We start from the raw sequence: 22,727 nt of genomic DNA on the forward strand, positions 1-22,727 counted from the left end.
CACCGAGGTGCGCCAGCCGATGTTCGGCCGGGTCGTCATCGCTGAGGACGGGTCGCTGGTCTACACCCCGAACGACGGTTTCTCCGGCCGCGAGACCGTGGTGTACGTCGCGACGGACTCGGTGGGTCAGACCGTCGAGGCCTCGCTGGCGATCGATGTGTACGGGCCGCCGGTGCCGCCGAGCATGGAGGAGCTCACCGGTGTGGAGATGGCGCTGATCCTCGATCCGGCCAACACCGCGGTCGACACCGGGGATCTGCTGCTCGCGCCGTGGACCATCACGTCGGTGGGAACGACGGAGGCCGGCCAGACGGTGTTGAACCAGGACGGGACGATCACCTTCACCCCGGCCGCGGGCTTCACCGGTGAGGCAACGTTCACCTATGAGGTCACTGACACCTTCGGCCAGACCTCGACCGGCACGATCACCGTGACGGTGGTGGCACTGACCGCGGAGGACATCACCGCACAGACCCCGTATGAGAAGGCGATCGATCTGCGTGTGATCGACGCCGCCACGGGCCTGGGCGTGACCGTCACCGGGGTGGGCACGCCGCTGAACGGGACGGCGACGGTGAACGCTGACGGGGTGGTCACGTACACCCCGGCGGCGGGCTTCTCCGGCACGGACACCTTCACGGTGACGTTCTCCGACCAGCTGGGTCAGACCACCACCGCCACCGTGACGGTCACCGTCGCGCCGCGGGTGGTCGGCCCGGACGACGGCGGCAGTGGGAAGAATGGGAACTCCGTTCTGCACCAGGTGCTGGCGGTGACCGGGGCCTCGATCTGGTGGCTGCTGCTCCTGATCGCGGCACTGATCGCAGTGGGGACCTGGATGGTCCGGACCCGACGCGCGGGGCGGGATCTCCTGTCCTGATGGCATGACATGACGGTGGCGGCCGGTCCGATCAGTCGGACCGGCCGCCGCTGCGTCCCCGGCAGGAGGGCGCCGATCACCGAGAAAGGGGTACACATGGAGGACGTGGCGACGCTGACCGCGGACACCGACGCGGATCTGTGCGCTCGGGTGCGTGCGGGGGACAGCGGCGCCTTCGAACTGATCTACCGCCGACATGTCGACTGGGCGCTCGGTTTCGCAGCGGGGATGTTGGGGGCCGAGGAGGCCGATGACCTGGTGTCGGAGACCTTCGCCGCGCTGTTGACCACCCTGCTGCGTGGGCACGGACCGCAGGGCCCGGTCCGGGGCTATCTGCGCACCGCGCTGCGCCACCAGGCGCACCGTCGACTCAAGCCCACCGACCACGAGTTCGTTCTGGGTGACATGGCCTCAGTCATGGATGTCTCCGACCGGCTGGTGGTTCCCGCGGTGGAGAACTCGATTGTGGAACAGGAGGACCAGGCCCGCGCCTCGCGCGCTTTTCAGGCGCTGCGCCCGGCTGACCGGGACATCCTCGAACTGGTCGACATCCACGGGCTGAGCTACAAGCAAGCTGCCCAGGAGCTGGGGCTGCGGACGACCACCGTGAGCCACCTGGTCGCGAACGCGCGCGCGGCGCTCTTCGACCGGTGGGTGGCCGAACATCTACCGGACCCGGAGGAGGGACATCCGTCGTCGCTGGAGCTGGCTCGCTACCGCACCGGTTCGGCGCGGGTCCGGCTCCGGCAGCGGGTCGAGAAGCACCTGGCGCGGTGCACGCCCTGCGAGCTGCGGCTCGCGAGCCTGGACATCGAGCGCAAGCGACGTCGTCGACGCGCGGCCGGGCTCGGACCGTGGGCGCTGCTGCCCGTGTGGTGGGGGCTCAGCCGTCAGCGTCCCGGCTGGTCGCGGCGGCTGTGGGAGCTGCTCACCAGCCGTCGCACCCACGTGTCCTTCGGTATGGGATTGACCATGGTCGCGGCCGCGATCGTCGGGCTCGTCGTCGCGTTCCCGGGTTATCCCACCGGGGCGGACGCCAAAGTCTCCGCTCACGGCGGTGAGTCGATCAGTGCCAGCGACGCCAGCGCAGCCGCGACCACGATCACGGTGTCCTGGCAGCCAGGAGCCAGCGTGTCCGACGCTCAGGTCGGCGATGAGGTCGCCCTCGGCTTCCGTGTGCGTGCCACCGGCATCAGTGCGGACGGTGCCACGTTGACCGTCACCGCTCCACCCGGTTTGAGCATCGATTCCCGGTATGAGAACTGCACGTATGCGGCTTCGACGCTGACGTGCACGGGGATCGGGCCGTTCGATGATGGTGAGGAGCTGATCGGCGAGGTCGTGGTCCGAGTGGATCAGGCGGGCGTGACCTCCCTGCCGACGATCTCCGTCACCCGCTGACCTCTGCGGCCTGCTCAGTGAGCCGGCTGCTCAGCGCCCGGGTCGCTGTCGAACCCAGAGCAGACCGGCAGCGCCGAGCAGCGCGCCGACGCCGCAGGTCCACATCCCGTGCGGGCCGGTGGTGCCGCTCGCCCAGAGGATCACGGCGACCACCAAAGCCAGCAACCACACCACGATGCCCACCCGGAACACCGGGCGCAGGCTGACCGGGACGGGGTCGGGGGTGGGGCGACGGCGCTCGGGGCGCAGCGCGAGCTGGATGACGGAGGGCACGGGATCAGCCTAGGGGACACCAAGGCTGCCTCAGTTGCCCCCGAACGCCAGCGACGTCGCCGTGGCCAGCGCCTGCGGCACCGCCGCCAGGTACGCATGCGCCACATCCCACGGTTCCAGACCGGTGGCGGCGACCGCCTCGGAGTTGTTCTCCTCATGGGCGAGCACCGCGGCGAGCAGTTGGCCGTGTCGGCCCTCGTGCCGGAGCAAGGCGGCGGCCAACTGGTCGGAGACGCCGGTGCGGTCAACCAGGTCGGTGAGCGCGATGGCCTGCTGGGCGGCGACGGCGGAGAGCAGTCCGACGGTGTAGCCGGCGTCGTCCCCGGCCAGCGCGCGGCAGGTCATGGCGCGGGTGAGCACACTCCACAGGGCGGCGACGGTGTTCGGTCTCGCGTCGATCAGGGAGGCGATGGCCAGGGCATGCAGTTGCCGTGGGCCGACCAGGACCACAGCCTGGCGCACGGAATCGACCTCGGTGCGCAGACCGAAGGCGCTGGAGTTGACCAGGTGCAGCACCCGCATGGACAGCTCCGGATCGGCGGCGACGGTAGTGACCACCGCGGTCTGGTCGACCTGGTCGGCGGACAGGATGCGCAGCAGCTCCAGACATTGGAGCTCCCCGGCGTTGAAGCTGCGACGGACCGGGGCCTGGTCCCGCTGGAACATCGGGCCCTGGAGCAGGTCCGCGCCGAGGGCGGCCGCCCGGGCCAGGCGTTCGGTCGTATCGGCTCGCTCGGCGATCACGGCGACACCGGCGTGGAGCGCGCGATCGGTCAGCAGGGCGAGGTGGTCGTCGGAGCGGGCCAGATCGATCGTGACCAGGGCGACCCGATCCAGCAGGCGGTCCTGTGGGGCGGAGCCGTCGTAGTCCGCGAGCGCCACCCGCGAACCCCGGGCCAGAGCGGCGGCGACCAGGGTGTCGATGTCCGGGTGGCGGGCCAGGGTGGGGGAGATCTCCAGCACCAGACGCTCGGGTGCGCCCCAGACCGAGGTGGTGCCGGTCAGGACCCCGGCGGTGGCGCGCAGCAGCACCGGCTGGTCCGAGGCGAGCCCGGACAGGTCCAGTGCGGCGTACGCACCGTCCACATGCGGCTCGGCGGCGTCCTCGGGCAGGGCGTGTCCCGCGGCGTCGGTGACCTGGACCCGCACCGCGTAGCCGTAGACGCTGCGGTCCGGCCGCACCACGGGCTGGCGCTGCACGGTCACCTTGCCGACGCCGACGGGGGTCATCGCACCTCCAGAGAACATGGCGGGTCAGGGACGGCCGAGGGGCGCACGCAGCGGCCAGTCCTCGGTGAGCACGGTCTGGGCGGCGGCACCGGTGCGCGGGTCGACCACCAGCGGGGCCAGCAGGTTGGCAGTGGGCGGCTGGGTGCCCTGGGCCGGGCGCACCACCACCAGGACACGCAGGTGCTCGGCACCGAGCAGGGTGTGCAGGGTGTCGCCAATCTGTGGGGCGTAGTCCGGGAAGTACGGCTCGGGGTCAACCACGAACAGCCGCACCGGTCGGGCACCCTCCGGTGCGGAGCGCAGCGCGAACAGCGTGCCGGTCTCGTCCAAAGCGGAGACCTCGAATGCGGTGTGCTCGTCCAGCCCGGGCATCGGGGTGCGCAGGTGCAGGGCGGTGGGCAGGGCAGTGGTCATCAGCGTCGTCGTCATCGCAAGTAGTCCAGAAGGGTCGGCTGGAGGACCTTGGCAGCGGCCCCGAGGGCGCCCTTGTAGGCGACCTCCTGGGTCTGCAGGTCCAGGATGATCTGCGCCAGATCGACGTCTTCGATCTCCGACAGCCGCGTCTTGCTGGTCAGCGTCTGGTCGACGATCCGGCTCTGGGCCGTCTCGATCTGGTTGGTGCGCGCACCCACCGAGGCGACCTCGGTGAGCATCGCGGTGATGTGACCGTCCAGGGCGTCGACCTGGTCGGTCGGGTCGCCCCCGGCACGCAGGGTGGCGGAGATGGAATCCAATCGGGCGAACACCGAGTCCGGCCCGTCACCGAAGACGGCGCTGCCGGTGGAATCGACCCGGACGGTGGTGGCGTCGCCGACGGTGCGGGTGACCGCGCCCCCGGCCACTCCCCGGAAGGTGCCGTCGTCCTCGAAGGCCGGGGCGGTGCTGGTCCCGGCGAAGACACTTCGGCCCAAATAGGTGGTGTTGGCCTGGCGGAGCAGGTCCGCCTTGAGGCCGTCGATCTCCTCTGCCAGCGCGATCCGGGAGGTGTCGCCCAGGGCGGCGTCGCCACCTTGGAGGGTCAGCACCCGGACCCGGCGCATGTCGGCCAGCGAGGTGGTCAGCGCGTTGTCGACGGTGGTCAGCCAGGAGTTCCCGTCCGCGGCATTGCGCGAGTACTGGTCCAGCTGACGCTGCTCACCGCGCAGGCGGAGCATGTCCGAGGCACCGGCCGGGTCGTCGGAGGGACGGTTGATCGTCTTCCCCGAGGAGGCTTGCGATTGCAGGTCGGCCATCTTCTGCAGGTTGGTCTGCAGGTTGCTCAGTGTCGAGTTGCGCACCGTCAGATGCGTCACCCGTCCGATCGCGGTCATCGGCCCACCACCCCCGTGCGGTTGATCAGCGTGTCGAGCATCTCGTCAATGGCGGTGAGCACCCGGGCCGCACCCTCGTAGGCGCGCTGGTAGGCGAGCATGGTGATGCTCTCCTCATCAGTGTCCACCGAGGTCTGGGCCAGCTGCTGCGCCTCCGAGGTCGCACGGGCGGCCTCGGCCACCGACGCGCGGGACCCGGCACTGGCGGCCCGGACCCCGAGCTGCACTACCTGCGCGGACCAGGTGGCATCCGGGCCGTTGGAGGCGGTGGCCAGCGCGGCCAGCTTCTCCCCGATCGATCCGTCCAGCTCCCCGGCACCGGCGGCGGCCAGGCCGACGTTCTTCGGGTCGGTGATCGCCACGGTCAGCCCCAGCGCCGCGGGCTTGCCGGCCGCCAGGGTGAAGAAGTCGCCGGCGGTGGTGCCGGACGCGTAGCCGGCCTCGGTGTAGGCGGTGCTGTGCAGCGCGTTCACCTGGGTGGCGATCTGGGCGGCGAGGGCGTTGTACCCGGTGGCGGCCTCGGTGAGCAGCCCGCCGGAGCCGTCTGTGTTCGGCGGGGCCATCACGGTCAGCAGTCCGGCGACCCGGCCACCGTCCAGTCCCGCGCTGGCACCGTTCTTGGACCAGACCACGGTCACCGACTCCCCGGCCATCGCCTGCTCGAAGCTCGACGCTCCGGAGACCTCCAGGGTGGCGGACTCCGAGCCGTTGACCAGGGCATTGCCGGCCACCATCACGTCGACGGTGCCGTTCTCCTGGATCCGGGCCGAGGCACCGACCAGGCCGGAGAGCTGGGTGATCAGCAGGTCACGGGCGTCCATCAGCTCATTGGCCGAGCCACCCGCGTTGGTGATCGACAGGATCCGACCGTTCAGGTCCGCCAGGTTCGCGGCGGTGGTGTTGACCTGGGTGACCAGCGACTGGGTGGTGGTCCGGGTCTGCGACCACTGGGTCTGCGCGCCGGTGTACAGCGACCCGATCCGGGTGGCGACATCGGCGGAGCGTTCCAGCAGCACCGAGCGCGCCGCGGAGCCGTCGGTGGACTTGGACGCCTCGGACCAGGCCGCCCACATCTGCGACAGCTGGCTGGACAGGCCGGTGTCACCGGGCTCGCCGACCGCGTCCTCCAACTGGATATAGGAGGCGGACAGTTGCTTGAGGTAGGCCGCGCCGGAGGTCTCGGTGCGGAGCCGGGCGTCGATGAAAATGTCGCCCATCCGCTCGAAGCCGCTGGTGAACACGCCCTGACCCACACCGGTGGAGGTGGCGAACATGGACGGCACCGAGCTGGCCGGTAGCGCGGACAGGGTGGCGCGCTGGCGGGTGTAGCCCACCGTATTGGCGTTGGCGACGTTCTGGCCGGAGACCTCCAGCCCTTGCCGCTGCGCGATCAGCGACGACAGGGCGGTGCCGAGTCCGGAGAAGGTGCTCATCGTCGGGGGTCCTCTCGGGCGGTCACAGCGACTGGTCGATCAGCTGGGCGGTGCGGTCGGCGGCAGCGGACTGCCCCTGACCGTCGTAGGTGTGCACGCTGTCCTGGAGCGACAGCAACGTCTCCTGGGTGGCGCGGTGGCTCATCGCCAGCAGCTCGCGGTTGCCGTCGGCGAGCTGGGCGATCTCCGTGGTGAGGGTGACGAAGGCATCCCGGTGCGCACGCAGCAGCTCGTCCCACGGCGCGGGGGCATGCTCGGCCAGCGCGCCGAGGGCGGACCCCTCCGGCAGACCCAGCTCGGCGGCCACCGCATCGGACTCGGCGGCGCGGCCCAGCTCGGCGTCCCGGATCTGGTCCAGCACGGTCTCCACCTCACGGGTGGCGTGCGCCAGCCAGCGGGTGCGGCCGCTGGTCAGCAGCAGCTGCTCCTCCTCCAGCTTGAACAGCAGGAGTTCGAGCAGGTTCCGCTCGGTCCACAGGACGTCGGACAGCTCGCTGAGCGCCATCGCGCCGGTCTCCTTCACTGGGGTCGGGGGTGCTACCCCCTGCTCATCGGTCGGGTCGTCCGTGATGTGAAAGGTCGACACCATCTCCCACTGGAGTGTGATCTGCGTCACACTAGGTCGAGTGTCACCCGGAGGAATGGGGGAGCTTGTCCGATTCGTCGACCGGATGTGTCCGAAATTCCGGTATTCGTGGGGCGAATCGGACAGGCCATGAACTTCATGTGAATCGCTCAAGCGCATTTCTCTCACGACCGAGAACCGGGGTGTGAACAACGCAGCGCACTCCGTCGATGAGCTCGTCGTCGCCCACATGCCCCTGGTCGGGTACCACGTGAGCGAGGTCCTGGCTCGGGTGCCCGCCACCGTCGTCCGCGAGGATCTGGTCTCCGCCGGGCATCTGGCCCTGGTGCTCGCCGCCCGCGCCTATGACGCCGAGACCGGGGTGCCCTTCGCTCGGTACGCCGCCTTGCGGATCCGCGGCGCGTTGATCGACGAGCTGCGCTCCATGGACTGGGCCAGCCGCGGCGCTCGGCACCGTGCCCGCGAGCTCGGTGCCGCCCACGACCGGCTGACCGCCACCCTGGGCCGCACCCCGTCGCGCACCGAGCTGGCCTCAGAGCTCGGCACCGACGTGGCCGCGGTCGACCAGGCCCGACAGGACGCCGAGCGTCGGGTGTTGTCCATCGACGCCACCGTGCACCCGGTGGCCGACCTGGTCCGCGACGATGCCCCGGGCCCGGAGGACAACGTGCTGAGGGTCGAGCGCCTGCGCTACCTGCGCGCCGCCGTCGACACCCTGCCTGAGCGGCTGCGCCTGGTGATCGAGGGCCTGTTCCTCCAGGACCGGTCGGTGGCGGAGCTGGCAGAGGAGCTGGGTGTCACCCAGTCCCGGATCAGCCAGCTGCGCACCGAGGGTCTGGGCCTGATGAAGGACGGTCTGAACGCCAGCCTCGACCCGGAGCTGGTCCCGACCGCCGAGCGTCCGGACGGGGTGGCCGAGCGTCGTCGCCGGTCCTACTTCGCGGCGGTGGCCTCCCGTGCGGCGATGTCCGCAGCGGCCCCGGCGGTGCCCGCGGTGCCGACACCACACGAGGCTCCGGTGGAGCAGGGGACCTACGCGGTCTGACCTGCGGGCCTGCCACACTGGCCGGATGGACGCGAAGGCGAAGCGGATACTGCGGAGCACCTACTGGAAGAACGGCGGCTGGCGGCCGGAATCCGAGTGGGTCGTCAGCCCGGAGGACTTCGCCTATGCCCAGGCCCAGGGCGTGATGTTCGACCCGGTGTTCTGGACACACGACGAATGCGTGGCCGCCGTGCAGATCCATCGCCGGCCGGAGATGGCCGCCCGGGTGGGCGCGGGTCTGTTGGCGAGCCTGTCCACCCGACGGCTCGACTGGCGGTCGGCGGCGGCGTCCTGGGAGATCGTGCGCGATCTGCCGGACCATCCGTACCAGGCGCTGGAGAGCGGGCAGATCCGAGACGGACTCGACGGTCCGATGCGCCCGACCTTCACCTGCGCACAGTGCCAGGCGCACGCCGTCATCCCGATGACCGCGCCATGTGCTGTCGACCGCAACGTGCTCAATTTCGAGCGGATCACGTGGGGCGGAGTGCGGCACCAGAACCTCGACTACCTCCGCTTCGATCTGGACACCTTCGCCGCGCAGCCGCCGAGCCAGCCCGTGGCGGACGATCGTCGGCTGTTGACGGATCTGCTCGACGTGGTCGCACGGATCGAGCCGACCGCGACCGCCGGGACGTTGACTCGGGCGTTGCGGGGCATCGTGCCCGGGCCGACGGCGGAACTGCGGGGACTGGTCGAGATCCTCGCGGTGGCCGGTGTGCTGCGCCCGCAGAGCATGGACCGCTCGGTGCATAGCCGGTCGGACTGGGGTTCCGCCGCCGGGCAGTGGCGGGGCAGCGACGGTTACGACCGGAACCGGGTCGCCGAGCTCTTCGACATCTGATCGACAAAACTCCTCAGCCGCTCCGGACCTCCGCCGATGTGACCGGGTGAGCCCACGGATGGGCCACCTACGACCCCACTCACGGAGGACACGATCATGGGTCTGTCGATCAACCAGAACCTCGCGGCACTGAACTCGTACCGCAACCTGTCCAACACGCAGGACGACCTGAGCCGCTCGCTGGAGAAGCTGTCCTCCGGCCTGCGCATCAACCGTGCGGCGGACGACGCTGCCGGTCTGGCGATCTCCGAGGGCCTGCGTGCCCAGATCGGTGGCACCCAGCAGGCCGTGCGCAACGCCCAGGACGGCATCTCGGTCGTGCAGACCGCTGAAGGCGCGCTCACCGAGACGCACTCCATCCTGCAGCGGATGCGGACCTTGTCCGTCCAGGCGGCCAACGACGGTGGTCTGTCCGACACCGCCAAGGGCAACATCCAGGACGAGCTGGACCAGCTCAAGACCGAGCTGACCCGGATCTCCGACACCACGCAGTTCAACGGCACCAAGCTGCTGGACGGCAAGTACTCCGGCACCTTCCAGGTGGGCGCCAACACCTCGGCGCAGGACAAGATCTCCGTGGACCTGACCCGCACCAACGGGCTGTCCTCGGAGGGCCTGGGCGTCAACGGCATCAACGTCACCGCCGTCGCCTCCGACGCCACCTCGGCCACCGTGACCAACGCGGTCGCCGGCACCGCCGGTACCGTCGCGATCGCCGCTCTGGACGCCGACACCTCGCTCGGTGGCCTGAACGGCACCGTCTCCATCGGCTCCAAGTCCCTGGACCTGGCCTCGCTGGACTTCAGCAAGGCCGACGCCACGGGTGCCGGCACCGCCGACCTGGCCGTGCTGAACGCCGCCCTGACCAAGACCTTCGGCGCCGGCGTGTCCGCCGCGTTCGACGCCACCGACGGCCTGGTCATCACCGGCACCACCCCGGCTGCGGACGCGTCCGCCTCCGCCGTGGCCGCCGCTTCCCCCGCCTTCACCCAGAAGTCCGGGGCGACCGAGGCGATCGACCTGATCGACGCCGCGATCACCGACGTGTCGAAGACCCGTTCCCAGCTGGGTGCGGTCCAGAACCGCTTCGACCACACCATCAACAACCTCAACGTCGCGGTCGAGAACCTGACCGCCTCGGAGAGCCGGATCCGTGACACCGACATGGCGTCGGAGATGGTCTCGTTCACTCGGGCCCAGATCCTGTCCCAGGCCGGTACGGCCATGCTCGCGCAGGCCAAGTCGATCCCGCAGAGCGTGCTGCAGCTCCTGCAGTGAGCCCACCGTGGGCGGTGAGTCGGAGGCAGCTCCGGCTCACCGCCCACGAGCATCGTCTTGAGAGGACTCACCCGCCATGGCCGGTCTCGGCATCGACGGACTCGTCAGTGGTCTGAAGACCTCTGAACTGATCGACCAGCTGATGGCCGTGGAGGCCAACCAGCAGACGCTGCTCAAGTCCAAGAAGACGACCACGTCCTCCCTGGTCACCGCACTCCAGACCCTGAACACCAAGGTCGCCTCGCTGGCCACCGCCGCGAAGACCGCCGCCACCGCGACCAGTTGGCAGGTCGTCAAGGCCACCAGCTCGGACACCGCGATCGCCACCGCCACCGTCGGCGAGGGCGCCACCCCGTCCACCCTGACCTTCCGGGTGGATGCCGTGGCCGCGTCCCAGTCGACGATGTACACCCTGCCCGCGTACTACGACGGCACTCCGAGCTTCACACTGACCGCCGCGGACGGGTCGACGCAGACCCTCACCGCCGCCAGCAGCAACATCACCGACGTGCTGGCCGCGTTCAACGCCGACGGCACCGGGGTCAAGGCCTCCGCGCTCAACGTCGGCACCGCCGCCGAGCCGCAGTACCGGTTGCAGCTGACCGGCACCGAGACCGGCGCCGCCCACGCCTTCACCCTCACCGCCGATAACCCGCTCGACGGGTCGAGCCTGACCACGCAGAGCATCCGCTCCGCCGCCGACGCGAGGATCACCCTCTGGCCCGGCACTGATGCCGAGTCGATGGTGACCTCCTCCACGAACGTCTTCGAGAAGCTGGCCACCGGCATCTCGGTCACCGCCGCGAAGGTCGGCACCGAGCCGATCACCGTCACGGTCACCCGGAACGACACCGCGCTCAGCTCGCTGGCCTCCGGTCTGGTGAACAACCTGAACACCGTGCTCTCCGAGATCAGCTCCCGGACGGCGACATCCACCAGCACCGCCACCGACGGCACTACCCGGGTCACCGGTGGGCTGTTCTCCGGCAACACCACGATCCGGCTGTTGCAGCAGGAACTGTCCAAGGCCGGCTCCGCGTCCTTCGGAAGCTCGACTGCGTCTGCATCGCAGGTCGGGATCGTGCTGAACAAGGACGGCACCTTCACCTTCGACGCGGAGAAGTTCGCCGAGGCGATGAACGCCGACCCGGCGAAGGTGCAGCAGGTCATCACCTCGATCGCCACCTCGCTGGAGAAGGTCGCCAGCACCGCCTCGGATGAGACCACGGGCACGCTCACCAGCCAGGTCACCACCTGGCGGGGCGAGGTCGACGACCTGGCCGACCGGATCGCCAGCTGGGACACCCGGCTGACCGACCGTCGGGCCGCGCTGGTGAAGACCTACGCCAACCTCGAGGTCGCGCTGTCCAATCTCCAGTCGCAGTCCGATTGGCTGACCAGCCAGATTTCCCAGCTCAACGCGAACAACTCGAACTGACGGGGGCACACCATGGCCGGCATCGACGCCTACCGATCCCGATTTCTGGCTGATGCGGTCGCCACTGCGGGACCGGCCAAGTTGCTGACCATGCTCTACGACCGGCTGGTGCTGGATCTGGACCGTGCCGAGGCCGCGCTCCGTGCGGGCAACCGTCCGGAGGGCACCCAGCAGCTGGCCCACGCCCAGCAGATCGTCGCCGAGCTGATCGCCGACCTGGACGTCGACGCCTGGGAGGGCGGCGAGGGACTGCTCGCGCTGTACACCTTCGCGCTCTCCGAGCTGATCGAAGCGGGCCTGACCGGTGACGCCGACCGGGCCGCCGGGGTGCGTGGGGTGATCGCCCCGCTGCGGGACACCTGGCACGAGGCCGCGGCCAGCATGGCCACCGAGGTGCCGACCCAGCGGGATGCCCTGACCCCTGCGTCCACCGGGGTGCTCGGTGTCGGCTGACCCGATCGACTGGGACCTGGCCTGGCTCACCGCGTTGGACGAGCTGGAGCTGGCGGCGGATGAGGCAGAACGCCTGCTCGCCGCCGCGCACCTGCCGATGGTCGAGGTGCCGCGCTGGACACCGCCCGCTGGACTGGGCGCGTTGCCGCTGGCGCTGAAGGACCGCGCCGAGGCATTGCTCGCCCGTCAACTGGATCTGGCCCGCCGCACCGCCGCAGCCGCCGCGATGAGTCGACGGGAAGCTGCCGTCGTGCAGCAGATCACGGCGCGGGCACCGGCGGTGCCGGTGTATCTGGACGCCGAGGGCTGACGGCTTTCACGGCATTTCGGACAATCGACAAAAAGGCTCATCGCCGCCACGCCCCGACCGATGGGCAGATCGAGCACGGATCGCTCGCGCAGCAGGCCACGGATCGGCCGACCAGGCACCACCCTCTGAAGAGGACTACTGGCCGATGGGCATGTTCGATTCCGTGAGCTTCGTGGCGCTCTCCAGTGCGCTCGACGGTCTGGCGCTGCGCCAGCGCACCATCGCCGAGAACGTGGCGAACATCCAGACCCCGGGCTACCAGGCCAAGCGAGTGTCCTTCGAGGACGCCCTGACCCGCGCGGTTGGTGACGGCAGCGGTGCCGCACAGCCCAGCGTCGCGCGCTCCCTGGAGCCCACCCGCGAGGACGGCAACAACGTCAACCTCGACTCCGAGACGCTGCTCAACGTCGACACCAACCTGCGCTACCAGCTGGCCACGCAGGCCATCGACGGCACCTTCTCCGCCATCCGCACCGCCATGAGGACCTCCTGATGACCACCTTCGGCGCGATCGGTATCGCGAGCACTGGGATGACCGTCTACCGCAAGTGGATCGACGCGGTCTCGGACAACCTGTCGAATCTGAACACCGTGCGGGCCTCGAATGAGGACGCCTATCGGGCCAAGTACGTGGTCGCCTCGGAGATCCCGTCGACGAACGGCGGTGGCGTGCAGGTCAGCGGCATCGCGCTGGGCTCCGGCGAGGGCCGGATGGTCTACGAGCCGGACAACCCGCTGGCCGACGACGACGGCTACGTGAAGTACCCGGACATCGACATGGCCAGCCAGATGGGCCAGCTGATCATGGCGCAGCGCGGCTACCAGGCGAACGCCGCGGTGGTCGACCGGGCCAAGGCCTCCTACGAGGCCGCTCTCCAGATCGGACGCAACGCATGAGCATCAGCCCTGTTGCCGGTGTGACCGGCACCTCCTACCTCCCCGCGACGGCTCCGACCACGACCTCGCCCGTGGGCGATGGCGGCTTCTCCGACATGCTCAGCGGCGCGGTGAACTCGCTGACCCAGGCGCAGTCGACCAGCAACGAGCTGGCAATCAAGGCGGTCACCGGTGACCTCGACGACGTGCACGACTACACGGTGGCCTCCGCCGAGGCGAAGCTCCAGCTCGAGCTCACCGCCGCCGTCCGCAACAAGGCGGTCGACGCCTTCACCGAGATCATGAGGATGCAGGCCTGATGCCCGCCCAGGTGAAGTCCCTGTGGGGCCGCGTCACCGGTGCGGTCAAGGAGTTCAGCCTCCCGCAGCGCACCTTCGCGCTGATCGCCGTCGCCGCCCTGGTGCTCGGCGGGATCGCGCTGGCCAGTTGGGCGAGCAAGCCCACGATGAGCCCGCTGTTCTCCGGGCTGTCCGCCACCGACGCCTCCGCGGTGGTCGACCAGCTCAACTCCGAGGGCGTGAAGTACCAGCTCACCGATGGCGGCAGCACGGTCCTGGTGCCGAACGACCAGCTGTACTCGATGCGACTCAAGCTGGCCGCGGCCGGGCTGCCCGCCAACGAGGACGGCGACGGCTACTCGCTGCTGGACGGCATGTCGATGACCTCCAGCGAGTTCCAGCAGCAGACCACCTACCAGCGCGCCATCGAGGGCGAACTGGCCAAGACCATCGGTGCCATGCAGGGCGTCGACTCCGCCAGCGTGAAGCTCGCACTGCCCACCGAGTCGGTCTTCGTCTCCGAGCAGCAGGACCCGACCGCGTCGGTGTTCATCCGGACCGCCGCGGGCAGTGACCTGTCCACCGACCAGGTCGAGGCCATCGTCCACTTGGTCTCGGCGGGCATCGAGGGCATGAAGGCCACCGACGTCGCCGTGATCGACGCCAGCGGGCAGGTGCTGTCCGCGGTCGGCACCGGGGTCGCGGGCGCGTCGGGCAACCAGACCACCACCGACTACGAGTCCCGGGTCACCACTGCCGTGCAGGCGCTGCTGGACCAGGTGCTCGGAGCCGGGAAGTCCGCGGTCACCATGGCTGCCGACCTGGACTACGACCAGACCCAGCGCACCACCGAGGAGTTCACCGCGCCGCAGGACGTCCCGCCGTTGGCCTCCTCCACCACCACCGAGGAGTACACCGGCACCGGCAGCGGCAATGCCACCGGCGTGCTCGGTCCGGACAACATCGCGGTCCCGAACGGGGACGGCACCGGCGATGGCAGCTACACCAGCACTTCGGAGGACGTGAACAACGCGGTCAACAAGGTCACCGAGGTGACCCAGCAGGCCCCGGGCTCGGTCCGTCGGCAGTCGCTGGCGGTCGCGGTGGACACCACCGCCGCCGCGGGGATCGACATGGTGCAACTGACCGAGATGCTGTCCGCCGCCGCAGGGATCGACGCCGCACGCGGTGACACCATCTCCGTGCAGCGGATGGCCTTCGACACCACCGGGGCGCAGGCTGCCGCGGATGCGCTGGCCGCCGCCGACGCGGAGTCCGCCGCTGCCGCCCGGGCCTCACTGATCCGGCAGGCCGCCATCGCCGGGGCGTTGATCCTGCTGGTGATCATCGTCGCGGTGCTGCTCGCCCGACGCTCCCGCCGGGCCAAGCGCGAGGCGCTGGACATCGGAGAGCTGACCACCGTGATCGAGCCCCCGGCCGACCTGCCGGAACTGGAGGAGTCCCCGGATATCCCTCCGGCGCTCCCCGGCCCCGCTGAGGTGGACCCGGTGGCCGAGTCGTTGGCGGTCAAGCGGGCCGAGATTTCCGCACTGGCCGACGAGCAGCCCGGTGAGGTGGCCGACCTGCTCCGCGGTTGGATGAGCACCCCGGCAGGGCGGCGCTGATGTCGACGACGACCCTCGGGCTGACCGGGACCCAGAAGGCCGCGATGCTGCTCTTGCAGCTGGGCCGGGAACGGGCCGCGCGGGTGATGGCCCAGCTCGACACCGCCGAGATCGAGGAGCTCACCGCGGAGATCATGCGGTTGGAGCGGCTGGACCCCGGCGTCGCCGACGAGGTGATCGAGGAGTTCTACACCGCCTCGGCTATCGGTCCGTCGGTGGGCGGCGGGATCGGCGCGGCCACCCAACTGTTGGAGGGGGCGCTGGGCCGGGACGAGGCCGCCGGGATGATCGAGCGGTTGCAGACCTCGATGGCCGGGCAGCCCTTCGAGTTCCTGCAACACGCGGACGCCCGCCAGGTGCTGTCCCTGCTGAACGGCGAGCACCCGCAGGCGGTGGCCCTGGTGCTGGCCCACCTGCGCCCGGAGCACGCCTCGGCGATCCTGGCCGGCCTGCCCGCCGAGCGTCAGGCGGAGGTCGCTCACCGGATCGCCCTGATGGAGCGCGCCTCCCCGGATGTGGTCCAGGTGATCGCGGAGAGCCTGCAACGCAAGGCCTCCACCGTGCTGACCCCGAATGAGATGGCCGCGATCGGTGGTGTGCAGCCGCTGGTCGAGATCATCAACCGCGCCGACCCCACCACGGAGAAGCTGATCCTCGAGGGGCTGACCAGCCGTGACGAGTCGCTGGCCGATGAGGTGCGCAGCCGGATGTTCGTCTTCGGCGACATCGTGTTGTTGGAGGACCGCGCCATGCAGCTGGTGCTGCGCGGTGTGGAGACCAACGAGCTGTCCGTGGCCCTCAAGGGTGCTGCCCCGGAGGTGCGGGAGAAGATCCTGCGCAACCTCTCCGAGCGTGCCCGGGAGAACCTGGAGGAGGAGATCGAGCTGCTCGGCCCGGTCCGGCTCTCCCAGGTCGAGGAGGCACGGGCCGGGATCGTGCAGGTGATCCGCCGTCTGGAGGAGTCCGGGCAGATCGTGATCCGCCGCGAGGGCGAGGACGAGTATGTCGCCTGAGACCTTCACCCCGGCCTTCGCGAGCAGCACCCCGACCCAGCAGACCGTGGACTCCCGCGCTGCCGGATATGCCGCGGGCTACGCCTCCGGGTATGCCGCCGGTGCCCGCGAGGCAGCCCATGCCGCTGAGCTGGAGTCGGAGCGGGTGCGTACTGAGCTGGCCGCCGCCGAGGCCCGTCGTGTTGCCGATCACCAGGCTGCTCTGGTGACCCTGGCCGCTGCCGCCCGTGCCGCCGACGAGCGAGCGCTGCCGGTGCTGGCCGAGTCGGAGCAGACGCTGGTCGGTGCGGCGCTGGAGCTGGCCGCCGCAGTGCTGGGCCGGGAACTGTCCGACGCGGAGACCTCCGCCCGGGCCGCGCTGGGCCGGGTGCTGGCCGCGATGCCCGGACCCGGACTGCACACGGTGCGACTGCACCCGGCCGACCTGGAGACCCTGCGTCGGCTGGACGCGACCGGTGACCCGGCGTTGACCGGCGTCACGCTCGACGCGGACCCGACGCTGTCGCCCGGAGATGCGGTCGGGGAGTTCGCCGACGGAGTGCTGGACGCCCGGATCGGAGCCGCGCTGGAGCGGGCCCGCGCCGAGCTGGGGGTGTCCGCACGATGAGCGAGGCGATGATCCCGGAGCAGCGGGGGGCGGTCGCCGGCGGTGACGTGGCTGACCAGGTGCCGTCGTCCGCTGCCGGAACACGGGTCGGATCGACCCGCGTGGCGCTGGCTGAGTCCGGTGCGGCCGCGCCGATGCCGAGAGTCGGGAACCTCCTCACCGGGAGCCTCGCCCCGCGCTGGCACCGTGCACTGTCCGCCGCCGCCCCGGAGCGCACCGGCACCGTCCGCGGTGTGGTCGGCCTGACCGTCGAGGTGGCCGGGACCGGTGCTGCGGTCGGTGAGCTGGTCGGCATCGACACCGGAACGGACGAGACGCTGGCCGAGGTGGTCGCCACCGGAGTCGGGTCCGCGCACTGCATGCCGCTCGGCCCCACCCACGGTCTGCGCGCGGGGATGCGGGTCCGCCCGCACCGTCGTGCGCTCAGCGCCCCGGTCGGTCCCGGGCTGCTCGGCCGGGTGTTGGACGGTCTGGGCCGACCCATCGACGGCAAGGGTCCGCTGATCGGCGTCGACCAGGTGGAGGTCACCGGGCACGCCCCGCACCCGCTGGCCCGCGCCCGGGTCGACCAGCCATTGGAGCTGGGCGTGCGGGTGCTGGACACCCTGGTCGCCGCCGGTCGCGGTCAGCGCCTCGGACTGTTCGCCGGCTCCGGCGTCGGCAAGTCCTCGCTGCTGTCGATGATCGCCCGGGGCACCGAGGCCCACGTGTCCGTGATCGCGCTGGTGGGGGAGCGTGGCCGCGAGGTCCGCGAGTTCCTGGAGGACGACCTCGGACCGGAGGGGCTGGCCCGCTCCGTGGTGGTGGTCGCCACCTCCGACGAGCCGCCCGCGGTCCGGCTGCGCAGTGCCTTTGTCGCCACCCGGGTCGCCGAGTGGTTCCGCGACCGCGGCGACGACGTGGTGCTGATGATGGACTCACTCACCCGGGTGGCAATGGCCCAGCGCGAGGTCGGACTGTCCGTCGGTGAACCCCCGGCCACCCGTGGCTACCCGCCGAGCACCTTCGCCCTGCTCGCCCAGCTGTTGGAGCGCGCGGGCACCGGCCCGGTCGGCTCGGTCACCGGGCTGTACACCGTGCTGGTCGACGGCGACGACCACAACGAGCCGATCGCGGACGCCGCCCGGTCCATCCTGGACGGACACGTAGTGCTGGACCGCAAGTTGGCGGTGGCCGGGCACTTCCCCTCGGTGGACGCGCTGGGCTCGATCAGCCGAGTGGCCTCCCGGGTGCTCGACGGCGGGCAGAAGCAGCTCGCCACCCAGCTCCGGCGGGTGATGGCCGCCCGCCGCCAGGCCCAGGACCTGTTGGACGTCGGGGCCTATGTCTCCGGGTCGAACCCACTGGTCGACGCCGCGGTCACCCACGCCGCGGCCATCGACGACTTCCTGCGGCAAGGGATGGACGAGGCCGCTCCGGCGGCGCAGTCCTGGTCCCGGTTGGCCGCGCTGGTGGACGCGATGGGGGAGACCCGATGAGCGCCTTCCGTCTGGCCGGACTGCTCCGGCTGCGCTCCCTGGCCGAGGAGCAGGCCGCGGTCGAGTTGGCCGGTGCCACCCGTGCCCGGGATGCCGCCGCCGCCCGCCGCGCCGCCACCGAGCAGGCACTGGGTGCCGCGCAGTTCCCGCCCGGCACCAACGGCACTGCCATGCGGGCGGTGATCGCCAGTCGCCTCGCACTCAGCGGTCTGCTGGTCGAGCAGCGCGCGCTCACCGCCGCCGCACAACAGGTGATGGACGACCGAGCCGAGGACTGGTCCACCGCCCGCACTCGGACCCGCACGCTGGAGAAGCTCGAGCAGAAGCACGTCACCGCCGAGTCCCAGGCCGATCAGCGCGCCGAACAGCTGGTGCTGGATGAGATCGCGGGCCGCCGCGGTGGCACCCGACCGGCCGTTCCCGGGGAGGACGCATGACCGGCATCGCCGCCATCCAGTCCCGGATCGCCGAGATCCAGTCGATGGTCGCTCCGACCCTGACCACCGTCGCCCCGGCGGCGACGGCCCGCTCAGCCCTCGGCGCTTCGACCACTGCCACCTCAACCACTGCCACCTCGGCCACCGGCACGGATTTCGCGCGAGCTTTGGCCGCACTCACCGGGCAGGCCCCGAGCACAGCAACGGTCTCCGGCACAGTGACGGGTGAGGCACTGGTCGACGCCGCGACGCAGTACCAGGGCACCCCCTACGTCTGGGGCGGCGAGTCACTGGCCGAAGGCGGACTCGACTGCTCCGGCCTGGTGCAGCGCGCCCTCGCTGACCTCGGCGTCACGGACATCCCGCGCACCGCCCGCGAGCAGATGACCCTCGGCGAGGAGGTGCCGTCGCTGGATCAGGCTCGCCCCGGCGACCTGGTGGTCTTCGGCGGCGGAACGCACATCGGGATCTACGTCGGTGACGGACAGATGATCGACGCTCCCAAGCGCGGCGACCACGTGCGGGTCCGGGACGTCTACACCGAGCCGACCACCATCCGCCGCATCCTGCCCTCCGCCGCGGAGACGGCCGCCACCACCGGGTCCGGGGCCGCCGCCAGCGCGGCTGCCGGTCGGGCCGCACTCGCCCTGCTGGGAGGGACCGCATGACCATCGTCCAGAACACCACCCCGACCCGCATCGGCGTGGTCGCCGAAGCACGGAACAGCACCCGAGCCAGCGGCTTCGACTCGGTGCTCGTCGGCGCGGTCCGCGACCAGTCCTCCGGCAGGGACGCCGCAGTGGCTGACCGAGTCGACCGGGCCGACCGAGTCGACCGGGCTGACCGAGTCGACCGGGCTGACCGAGTCGACCGGGCCGACCGAGTCGACAGGGCCGACAGGGCCGACAGGGCGGCTGCCGAGCGCGCCCGGGCCGACCGTGCGGCGACCAGCGACGCGGTTGTCGGACCCGGAGCCGGATCTGACGCCTCGGCCTCTGCCGGGGCTGCCACCTCTGCCGCCACCGCGAACGGTCCCGGAATCATCAGCTCCGCCGGAGTAGCCGGTGATACCGAAGCTGCCGGTGCGGCTGGCGCTGGTGGAGAGGCCGGTCTCGCGGCTGAGCTGACCGGCACCGCAGCGACAGCCCATGCCTTCGACTCCGCGCCCGGCACCTCGGCGAGCGCCACCGGGTCGCCCGCCCACGCGGACCCGGTGGCCGCCGCCCGGGTCGGGCAGCCGGGCACCCTCACAGCTGACGCGCTCGCAACCACGTCCGCCTCCGCCGCCACTCCCGTCCCCGAGAGTCCCACGACCGAAACCACGAATCCCGCCGTCAGTGGGACAGGGGGCTCCGCCGCCGAGGGCTCAGAGAGTCCGGTGCTGTCTGCCCGGGTCGCCGGAACGGGCACCGGCACCGCGACGCCCGCCGCACCGACCACTCAGGTCACCGCCGCCGTCGCCGCCGCGCAGGTCGCCCCGACCCAGCCCGCCACTCAGGGAGTCGGGCCGACCGCAGCGACCGTGGACCCGGCCGACTCGATGGTGGCGCGAGAGACCGCGACCGGGGTCGGGCAGCCGTCCGCGACCGACCTGCCCGGTGCGACCACGCCCACCGGGTCGACCACGGGTCCGACGGTGCAGGTCGGCTCGGTCCCGCTGTCCGCCGCTGCACGGGAGGCAACCGCCCCGCTGGCCGACCAGTTGGGCAGCAAACTCGCCGAGCAGTTGCCGGGGCTGAAGTCCGCCGGTCCGGGTCGGCACGTGCTGAGCATGACGGTCACGCCGGAGCACTTCGGGACCGTGAAGGTGGTCGCGCACATCAGCGCGGAGGCGGTCCGGGTCGAGCTGGTCGGGGCTACCGATGCGGCACGAGACTCGCTGCGGGCGGCGCTGCCGGAGCTGCGGCGCGACCTGGCGCAGGGCGGACTGGCCTCGGATGTCCACCTCGGCGACCCCGACACCGGCGCTGCGCGCGAGCAGCCCGGTCGACAGTCGCCCACCGCCGCTCGGGTCGTGCCCGGTGCTGAACCGGTCGCCGAACCCACCCCCATCGTCCGCACCGGGTCCGCCGCCGGCGGTCTCGACCTCCTGGTCTGAGGAGCAGCCCATGTCCATCGATGTCTCGTACCTCACCGATCGTGCCGGTGCCACCGGTTCGACTGCCAAGACGGCCAGCAACGAGCTGGACCGGCAGGCGTTCCTCAACCTGTTCGTCGCGCAGCTGAAGTACCAGGACCCGTCCAGCCCGATGGACACCTCCCAGATGATGGCGCAGACCACCCAGCTCTCCACGATGGAGTCGCTGGAGGAGCTGACCAGCACCGCGCGGGAGTCCTTCGCGTTGCAGATGCGGATGTCCGCCTCCGAGCTGGTCGGCAAGCAGGTCTCCTGGACCGACGAGGACGGGACGACCCAGCACGGCACCGTCTCCGGCGTCTCCTACTCCGGCGCTGTCCCGATCGTCCTGGTCGGCGAGGAGCAGATCAGCCTCAACTCCGTGTCCTTCGTCGCCACACCGGGTGGGCCGTCCGAGCTGCCTGCCGACGACTCCTCCGACTCCTGACCCACCCGAAGGGAAACCACCATGCTCCGTTCACTCTTCTCCGGCATCAGCGGTCTGCGCAGCCACCAGACCATGCTCGACGTCACCGGCAACAACATCGCCAACGTCAACACCACCGGCTTCAAGTCCTCGCAGACCCAGTTCCAGGACACCCTGAGCCAGCTCCTCACCGGTGCGGGCGCGGCCCAGGCCGGCGTCGGTGGCACCAACCCCGCGCAGGTCGGTCTGGGCGTCCGGGTCGCGGGCATCACCACGTCCTTCACCCAGGGTGCCTCGCAGCTCACCGGCCGCAGCACCGACATGATGATCCAGGGCGACGGGTTCTTCGTGGTGCGTAAGGGTGCCGAGACCTTCTACACCCGGGCCGGGTCCTTCGACTTCGACGCCACCGGGCAGATGACCCTGCCGGGTGACGGTGCGCTGGTGCAGGGCTGGATGGCCGTCAACGGTGTCATCGACACCAACGCCCCGGTCACCGACCTCAAGGTGCCCGCCGGGACCGTCATGGGTGCCGTCGCCAGCACGACCGCCTCCTTCCTGGGCAACCTGCCTGCGGACGCCGCGGACGGCACCACCAAGTCGCTGGACCTGGAGGTCTACGACGCGCAGGGCAACGCCCGGGACATCACCCTGACCCTGACCAAGTCCGCCACCGGTTGGGCGATGTCCGCCACCGACGGCACCACCACCTACCCGGCCACCGGCACCCAGGCGATGACCTTCGACGCGAACGGTGCCCTCACCTCCGCCGGGTCCTTCACCCTGGGTGGCGTCACCGTCGACCTGTCGACCATCACCGGCTACGCGGGCGTCGACACCATTGCCACCGGCACCCAGAACGGGCGCTCCGCCGGCACGCTGCAGTCCTTCCAGCTGGGCGCGGACGGCACGATCACCGGCTCGTTCTCCAACGGTCTGAAGCAGGCCATCGGCCGGATCGCCCTGGCCAACTTCACCAACCCGGCGGGTTTGCAGAAGTCCGGTGGTTCGCTGTTCTCCGCCTCAGTCAACTCCGGCGACGCGCAGGTCGGCGTGGCCGGTGCGGGTGGGCGTGGCTCATTGGCCGGTGGTGCGCTGGAGATGTCCAACGTCGACCTGTCCAGCGAGTTCACCTCCCTGATCGTCGCCCAGCGCGGGTTCCAGGCCAACTCCCGCGTGATCACCACCTCCGACGAGGTGCTGCAGGAGCTGGTCAACCTCAAGCGCTAGCCCCGCGCACCCACGCCGAGACTACGGAATCCGACGCTGAACCCTGCTGCACGGGTCGGAATCCGTAGTCTCGGCGACCGCCGGAGGCTCAGAACGGGGCCGGGGTGGCCGATGGGGAAAGTACCGAAGGCCCACGGA

The 22,727-nt window shown here is 70.7% G+C and carries 26 protein-coding genes; 20 read left to right on the forward strand and 6 right to left on the reverse strand.

Translation table 11 applies throughout. From position 1 onward, the window contains the following. Together AB0N78_RS04225 and AB0N78_RS04230 are read left to right on the forward strand one after the other, a co-directional pair. Nucleotides 1-880: Ig-like domain-containing protein (locus AB0N78_RS04225; protein ID WP_363386257.1), on the forward strand; the 880-nt coding region annotated here is incomplete at its 5' end. Nucleotides 881-976: 96 nt separating this feature from the next. Then, nucleotides 977-2,281 (forward strand): sigma-70 family RNA polymerase sigma factor, encoded by a 1,305-nt coding sequence (locus AB0N78_RS04230; protein ID WP_363386259.1) that lies wholly within the window; start codon nucleotides 977-979, stop codon nucleotides 2,279-2,281. A gap of 30 nt (nucleotides 2,282-2,311) precedes the next feature. Here the strand turns inward: AB0N78_RS04230 and AB0N78_RS04235 are convergent, their stop codons facing one another. The 6 genes from AB0N78_RS04235 to flgN are packed head-to-tail and all read right to left on the reverse strand — an operon-like array spanning nucleotide 2,312 to nucleotide 7,143. Next, nucleotides 2,312-2,554 (reverse strand): DUF2530 domain-containing protein, encoded by a 243-nt coding sequence (locus AB0N78_RS04235; RefSeq protein WP_363386261.1) that lies wholly within the window; start codon nucleotides 2,552-2,554, stop codon nucleotides 2,312-2,314. Between the two features lie 30 nt (nucleotides 2,555-2,584). Then, on the reverse strand, nucleotides 2,585-3,784 hold the full coding sequence (locus AB0N78_RS04240; RefSeq protein ID WP_363386263.1) for an HDOD domain-containing protein: 1,200 nt from the start codon (nucleotides 3,782-3,784) through the stop codon (nucleotides 2,585-2,587). 24 nt (nucleotides 3,785-3,808) lie between these two features. Continuing rightward, nucleotides 3,809-4,213, reverse strand: a complete 405-nt coding sequence (locus tag AB0N78_RS04245) for a flagellar assembly protein FliW (protein WP_363386265.1) — start codon at nucleotides 4,211-4,213, stop codon at nucleotides 3,809-3,811. Further along, on the reverse strand, nucleotides 4,210-5,094 hold the full coding sequence (gene flgL / locus AB0N78_RS04250; protein WP_363386267.1) for a flagellar hook-associated protein FlgL: 885 nt from the start codon (nucleotides 5,092-5,094) through the stop codon (nucleotides 4,210-4,212). The genes AB0N78_RS04245 and flgL overlap by 4 nt, the downstream gene beginning before the upstream one ends. Further along, nucleotides 5,091-6,527 carry a flagellar hook-associated protein FlgK gene (gene flgK / locus AB0N78_RS04255; RefSeq protein ID WP_363386269.1) on the reverse strand — a complete coding sequence of 479 codons (1,437 nt, stop codon included), beginning with the start codon at nucleotides 6,525-6,527 and terminating at the stop codon, nucleotides 5,091-5,093. Before flgK ends, flgL begins: the two co-directional genes overlap by 4 nt. A gap of 22 nt (nucleotides 6,528-6,549) precedes the next feature. After that, entirely contained in the window at nucleotides 6,550-7,143 is a 594-nt protein-coding gene (flgN, locus tag AB0N78_RS04260; protein WP_363386271.1) for a flagellar export chaperone FlgN, read from the reverse strand. A gap of 154 nt (nucleotides 7,144-7,297) precedes the next feature. Here flgN and AB0N78_RS04265 point away from each other — a divergent pair, with 154 nt between their 5' ends. The 18 genes from AB0N78_RS04265 to AB0N78_RS04350 all read left to right on the forward strand — a co-directional run bounded on the left by AB0N78_RS04265 (nucleotide 7,298) and on the right by AB0N78_RS04350 (nucleotide 22,589). Next, nucleotides 7,298-8,158 carry a sigma-70 family RNA polymerase sigma factor gene (locus tag AB0N78_RS04265; RefSeq protein WP_363386273.1) on the forward strand — a complete coding sequence of 287 codons (861 nt, stop codon included), beginning with the start codon at nucleotides 7,298-7,300 and terminating at the stop codon, nucleotides 8,156-8,158. A gap of 25 nt (nucleotides 8,159-8,183) precedes the next feature. Then, the gene (locus AB0N78_RS04270; RefSeq protein ID WP_363386275.1) at nucleotides 8,184-9,002 is read left to right on the forward strand and encodes a hypothetical protein; all 819 of its coding nucleotides are present in this window, start codon (nucleotides 8,184-8,186) and stop codon (nucleotides 9,000-9,002) included. A gap of 96 nt (nucleotides 9,003-9,098) precedes the next feature. Then, on the forward strand, nucleotides 9,099-10,280 hold the full coding sequence (locus tag AB0N78_RS04275) for a flagellin (RefSeq protein ID WP_363386277.1): 1,182 nt from the start codon (nucleotides 9,099-9,101) through the stop codon (nucleotides 10,278-10,280). Nucleotides 10,281-10,356: 76 nt separating this feature from the next. Next, a complete protein-coding gene (gene fliD / locus AB0N78_RS04280) occupies nucleotides 10,357-11,718 on the forward strand; it encodes a flagellar filament capping protein FliD (protein ID WP_363386279.1) in 1,362 nt (453 codons plus the stop codon). A gap of 12 nt (nucleotides 11,719-11,730) precedes the next feature. Next, nucleotides 11,731-12,171, forward strand: a complete 441-nt coding sequence (gene fliS, locus AB0N78_RS04285; protein WP_363386281.1) for a flagellar export chaperone FliS — start codon at nucleotides 11,731-11,733, stop codon at nucleotides 12,169-12,171. Beyond that, nucleotides 12,161-12,481, forward strand: a complete 321-nt coding sequence (locus AB0N78_RS04290) for a hypothetical protein (RefSeq protein WP_363386283.1) — start codon at nucleotides 12,161-12,163, stop codon at nucleotides 12,479-12,481. The genes fliS and AB0N78_RS04290 overlap by 11 nt, the downstream gene beginning before the upstream one ends. Nucleotides 12,482-12,632: 151 nt before the next feature. Continuing rightward, nucleotides 12,633-12,974, forward strand: coding sequence for a flagellar basal body protein (locus tag AB0N78_RS04295; protein ID WP_363388192.1), 342 nt, complete (start codon nucleotides 12,633-12,635; stop codon nucleotides 12,972-12,974). Beyond that, nucleotides 12,974-13,378 carry a flagellar basal body rod C-terminal domain-containing protein gene (locus AB0N78_RS04300; protein WP_363386285.1) on the forward strand — a complete coding sequence of 135 codons (405 nt, stop codon included), beginning with the start codon at nucleotides 12,974-12,976 and terminating at the stop codon, nucleotides 13,376-13,378. Before AB0N78_RS04295 ends, AB0N78_RS04300 begins: the two co-directional genes overlap by 1 nt. Beyond that, a complete protein-coding gene (fliE, locus tag AB0N78_RS04305; RefSeq protein ID WP_363386287.1) occupies nucleotides 13,375-13,677 on the forward strand; it encodes a flagellar hook-basal body complex protein FliE in 303 nt (100 codons plus the stop codon). The genes AB0N78_RS04300 and fliE overlap by 4 nt, the downstream gene beginning before the upstream one ends. Continuing rightward, nucleotides 13,677-15,281, forward strand: a complete 1,605-nt coding sequence (fliF, locus tag AB0N78_RS04310; protein ID WP_363386289.1) for a flagellar basal-body MS-ring/collar protein FliF — start codon at nucleotides 13,677-13,679, stop codon at nucleotides 15,279-15,281. Before fliE ends, fliF begins: the two co-directional genes overlap by 1 nt. Next, the gene (gene fliG, locus AB0N78_RS04315; protein ID WP_363386291.1) at nucleotides 15,281-16,294 is read left to right on the forward strand and encodes a flagellar motor switch protein FliG; all 1,014 of its coding nucleotides are present in this window, start codon (nucleotides 15,281-15,283) and stop codon (nucleotides 16,292-16,294) included. The genes fliF and fliG overlap by 1 nt, the downstream gene beginning before the upstream one ends. After that, nucleotides 16,284-16,901 (forward strand): FliH/SctL family protein, encoded by a 618-nt coding sequence (locus tag AB0N78_RS04320; protein WP_363386293.1) that lies wholly within the window; start codon nucleotides 16,284-16,286, stop codon nucleotides 16,899-16,901. Before fliG ends, AB0N78_RS04320 begins: the two co-directional genes overlap by 11 nt. A 134-nt stretch (nucleotides 16,902-17,035) precedes the next feature. Then, complete coding sequence (locus tag AB0N78_RS04325) at nucleotides 17,036-18,379, forward strand: FliI/YscN family ATPase (protein ID WP_363388195.1); 1,344 nt, start codon at nucleotides 17,036-17,038, stop codon at nucleotides 18,377-18,379. Next, nucleotides 18,376-18,816: a flagellar FliJ family protein gene (locus AB0N78_RS04330; protein ID WP_363386295.1), complete on the forward strand. Its 441-nt coding sequence runs from the start codon at nucleotides 18,376-18,378 to the stop codon at nucleotides 18,814-18,816. The genes AB0N78_RS04325 and AB0N78_RS04330 overlap by 4 nt, the downstream gene beginning before the upstream one ends. Further along, the gene (locus tag AB0N78_RS04335) at nucleotides 18,813-19,484 is read left to right on the forward strand and encodes a C40 family peptidase (protein WP_363386297.1); all 672 of its coding nucleotides are present in this window, start codon (nucleotides 18,813-18,815) and stop codon (nucleotides 19,482-19,484) included. Before AB0N78_RS04330 ends, AB0N78_RS04335 begins: the two co-directional genes overlap by 4 nt. Continuing rightward, nucleotides 19,481-20,914, forward strand: a complete 1,434-nt coding sequence (locus AB0N78_RS04340; protein WP_363386299.1) for a flagellar hook-length control protein FliK — start codon at nucleotides 19,481-19,483, stop codon at nucleotides 20,912-20,914. Before AB0N78_RS04335 ends, AB0N78_RS04340 begins: the two co-directional genes overlap by 4 nt. A gap of 10 nt (nucleotides 20,915-20,924) precedes the next feature. Further along, entirely contained in the window at nucleotides 20,925-21,380 is a 456-nt protein-coding gene (locus AB0N78_RS04345; RefSeq protein WP_363386301.1) for a flagellar hook capping FlgD N-terminal domain-containing protein, read from the forward strand. A 21-nt stretch (nucleotides 21,381-21,401) separates the two neighbouring features. Then, nucleotides 21,402-22,589, forward strand: coding sequence for a flagellar hook protein FlgE (locus AB0N78_RS04350; protein ID WP_363386303.1), 1,188 nt, complete (start codon nucleotides 21,402-21,404; stop codon nucleotides 22,587-22,589). The last annotated feature ends 138 nt before the right edge of the window (nucleotides 22,590-22,727 follow it).

Origin of the sequence: Cellulomonas sp. NPDC089187 (genome assembly GCF_040685135.1) — a bacterium.
In the GTDB taxonomy this organism is placed as follows: Bacteria; Actinomycetota; Actinomycetes; order Actinomycetales; family Cellulomonadaceae; genus Cellulomonas.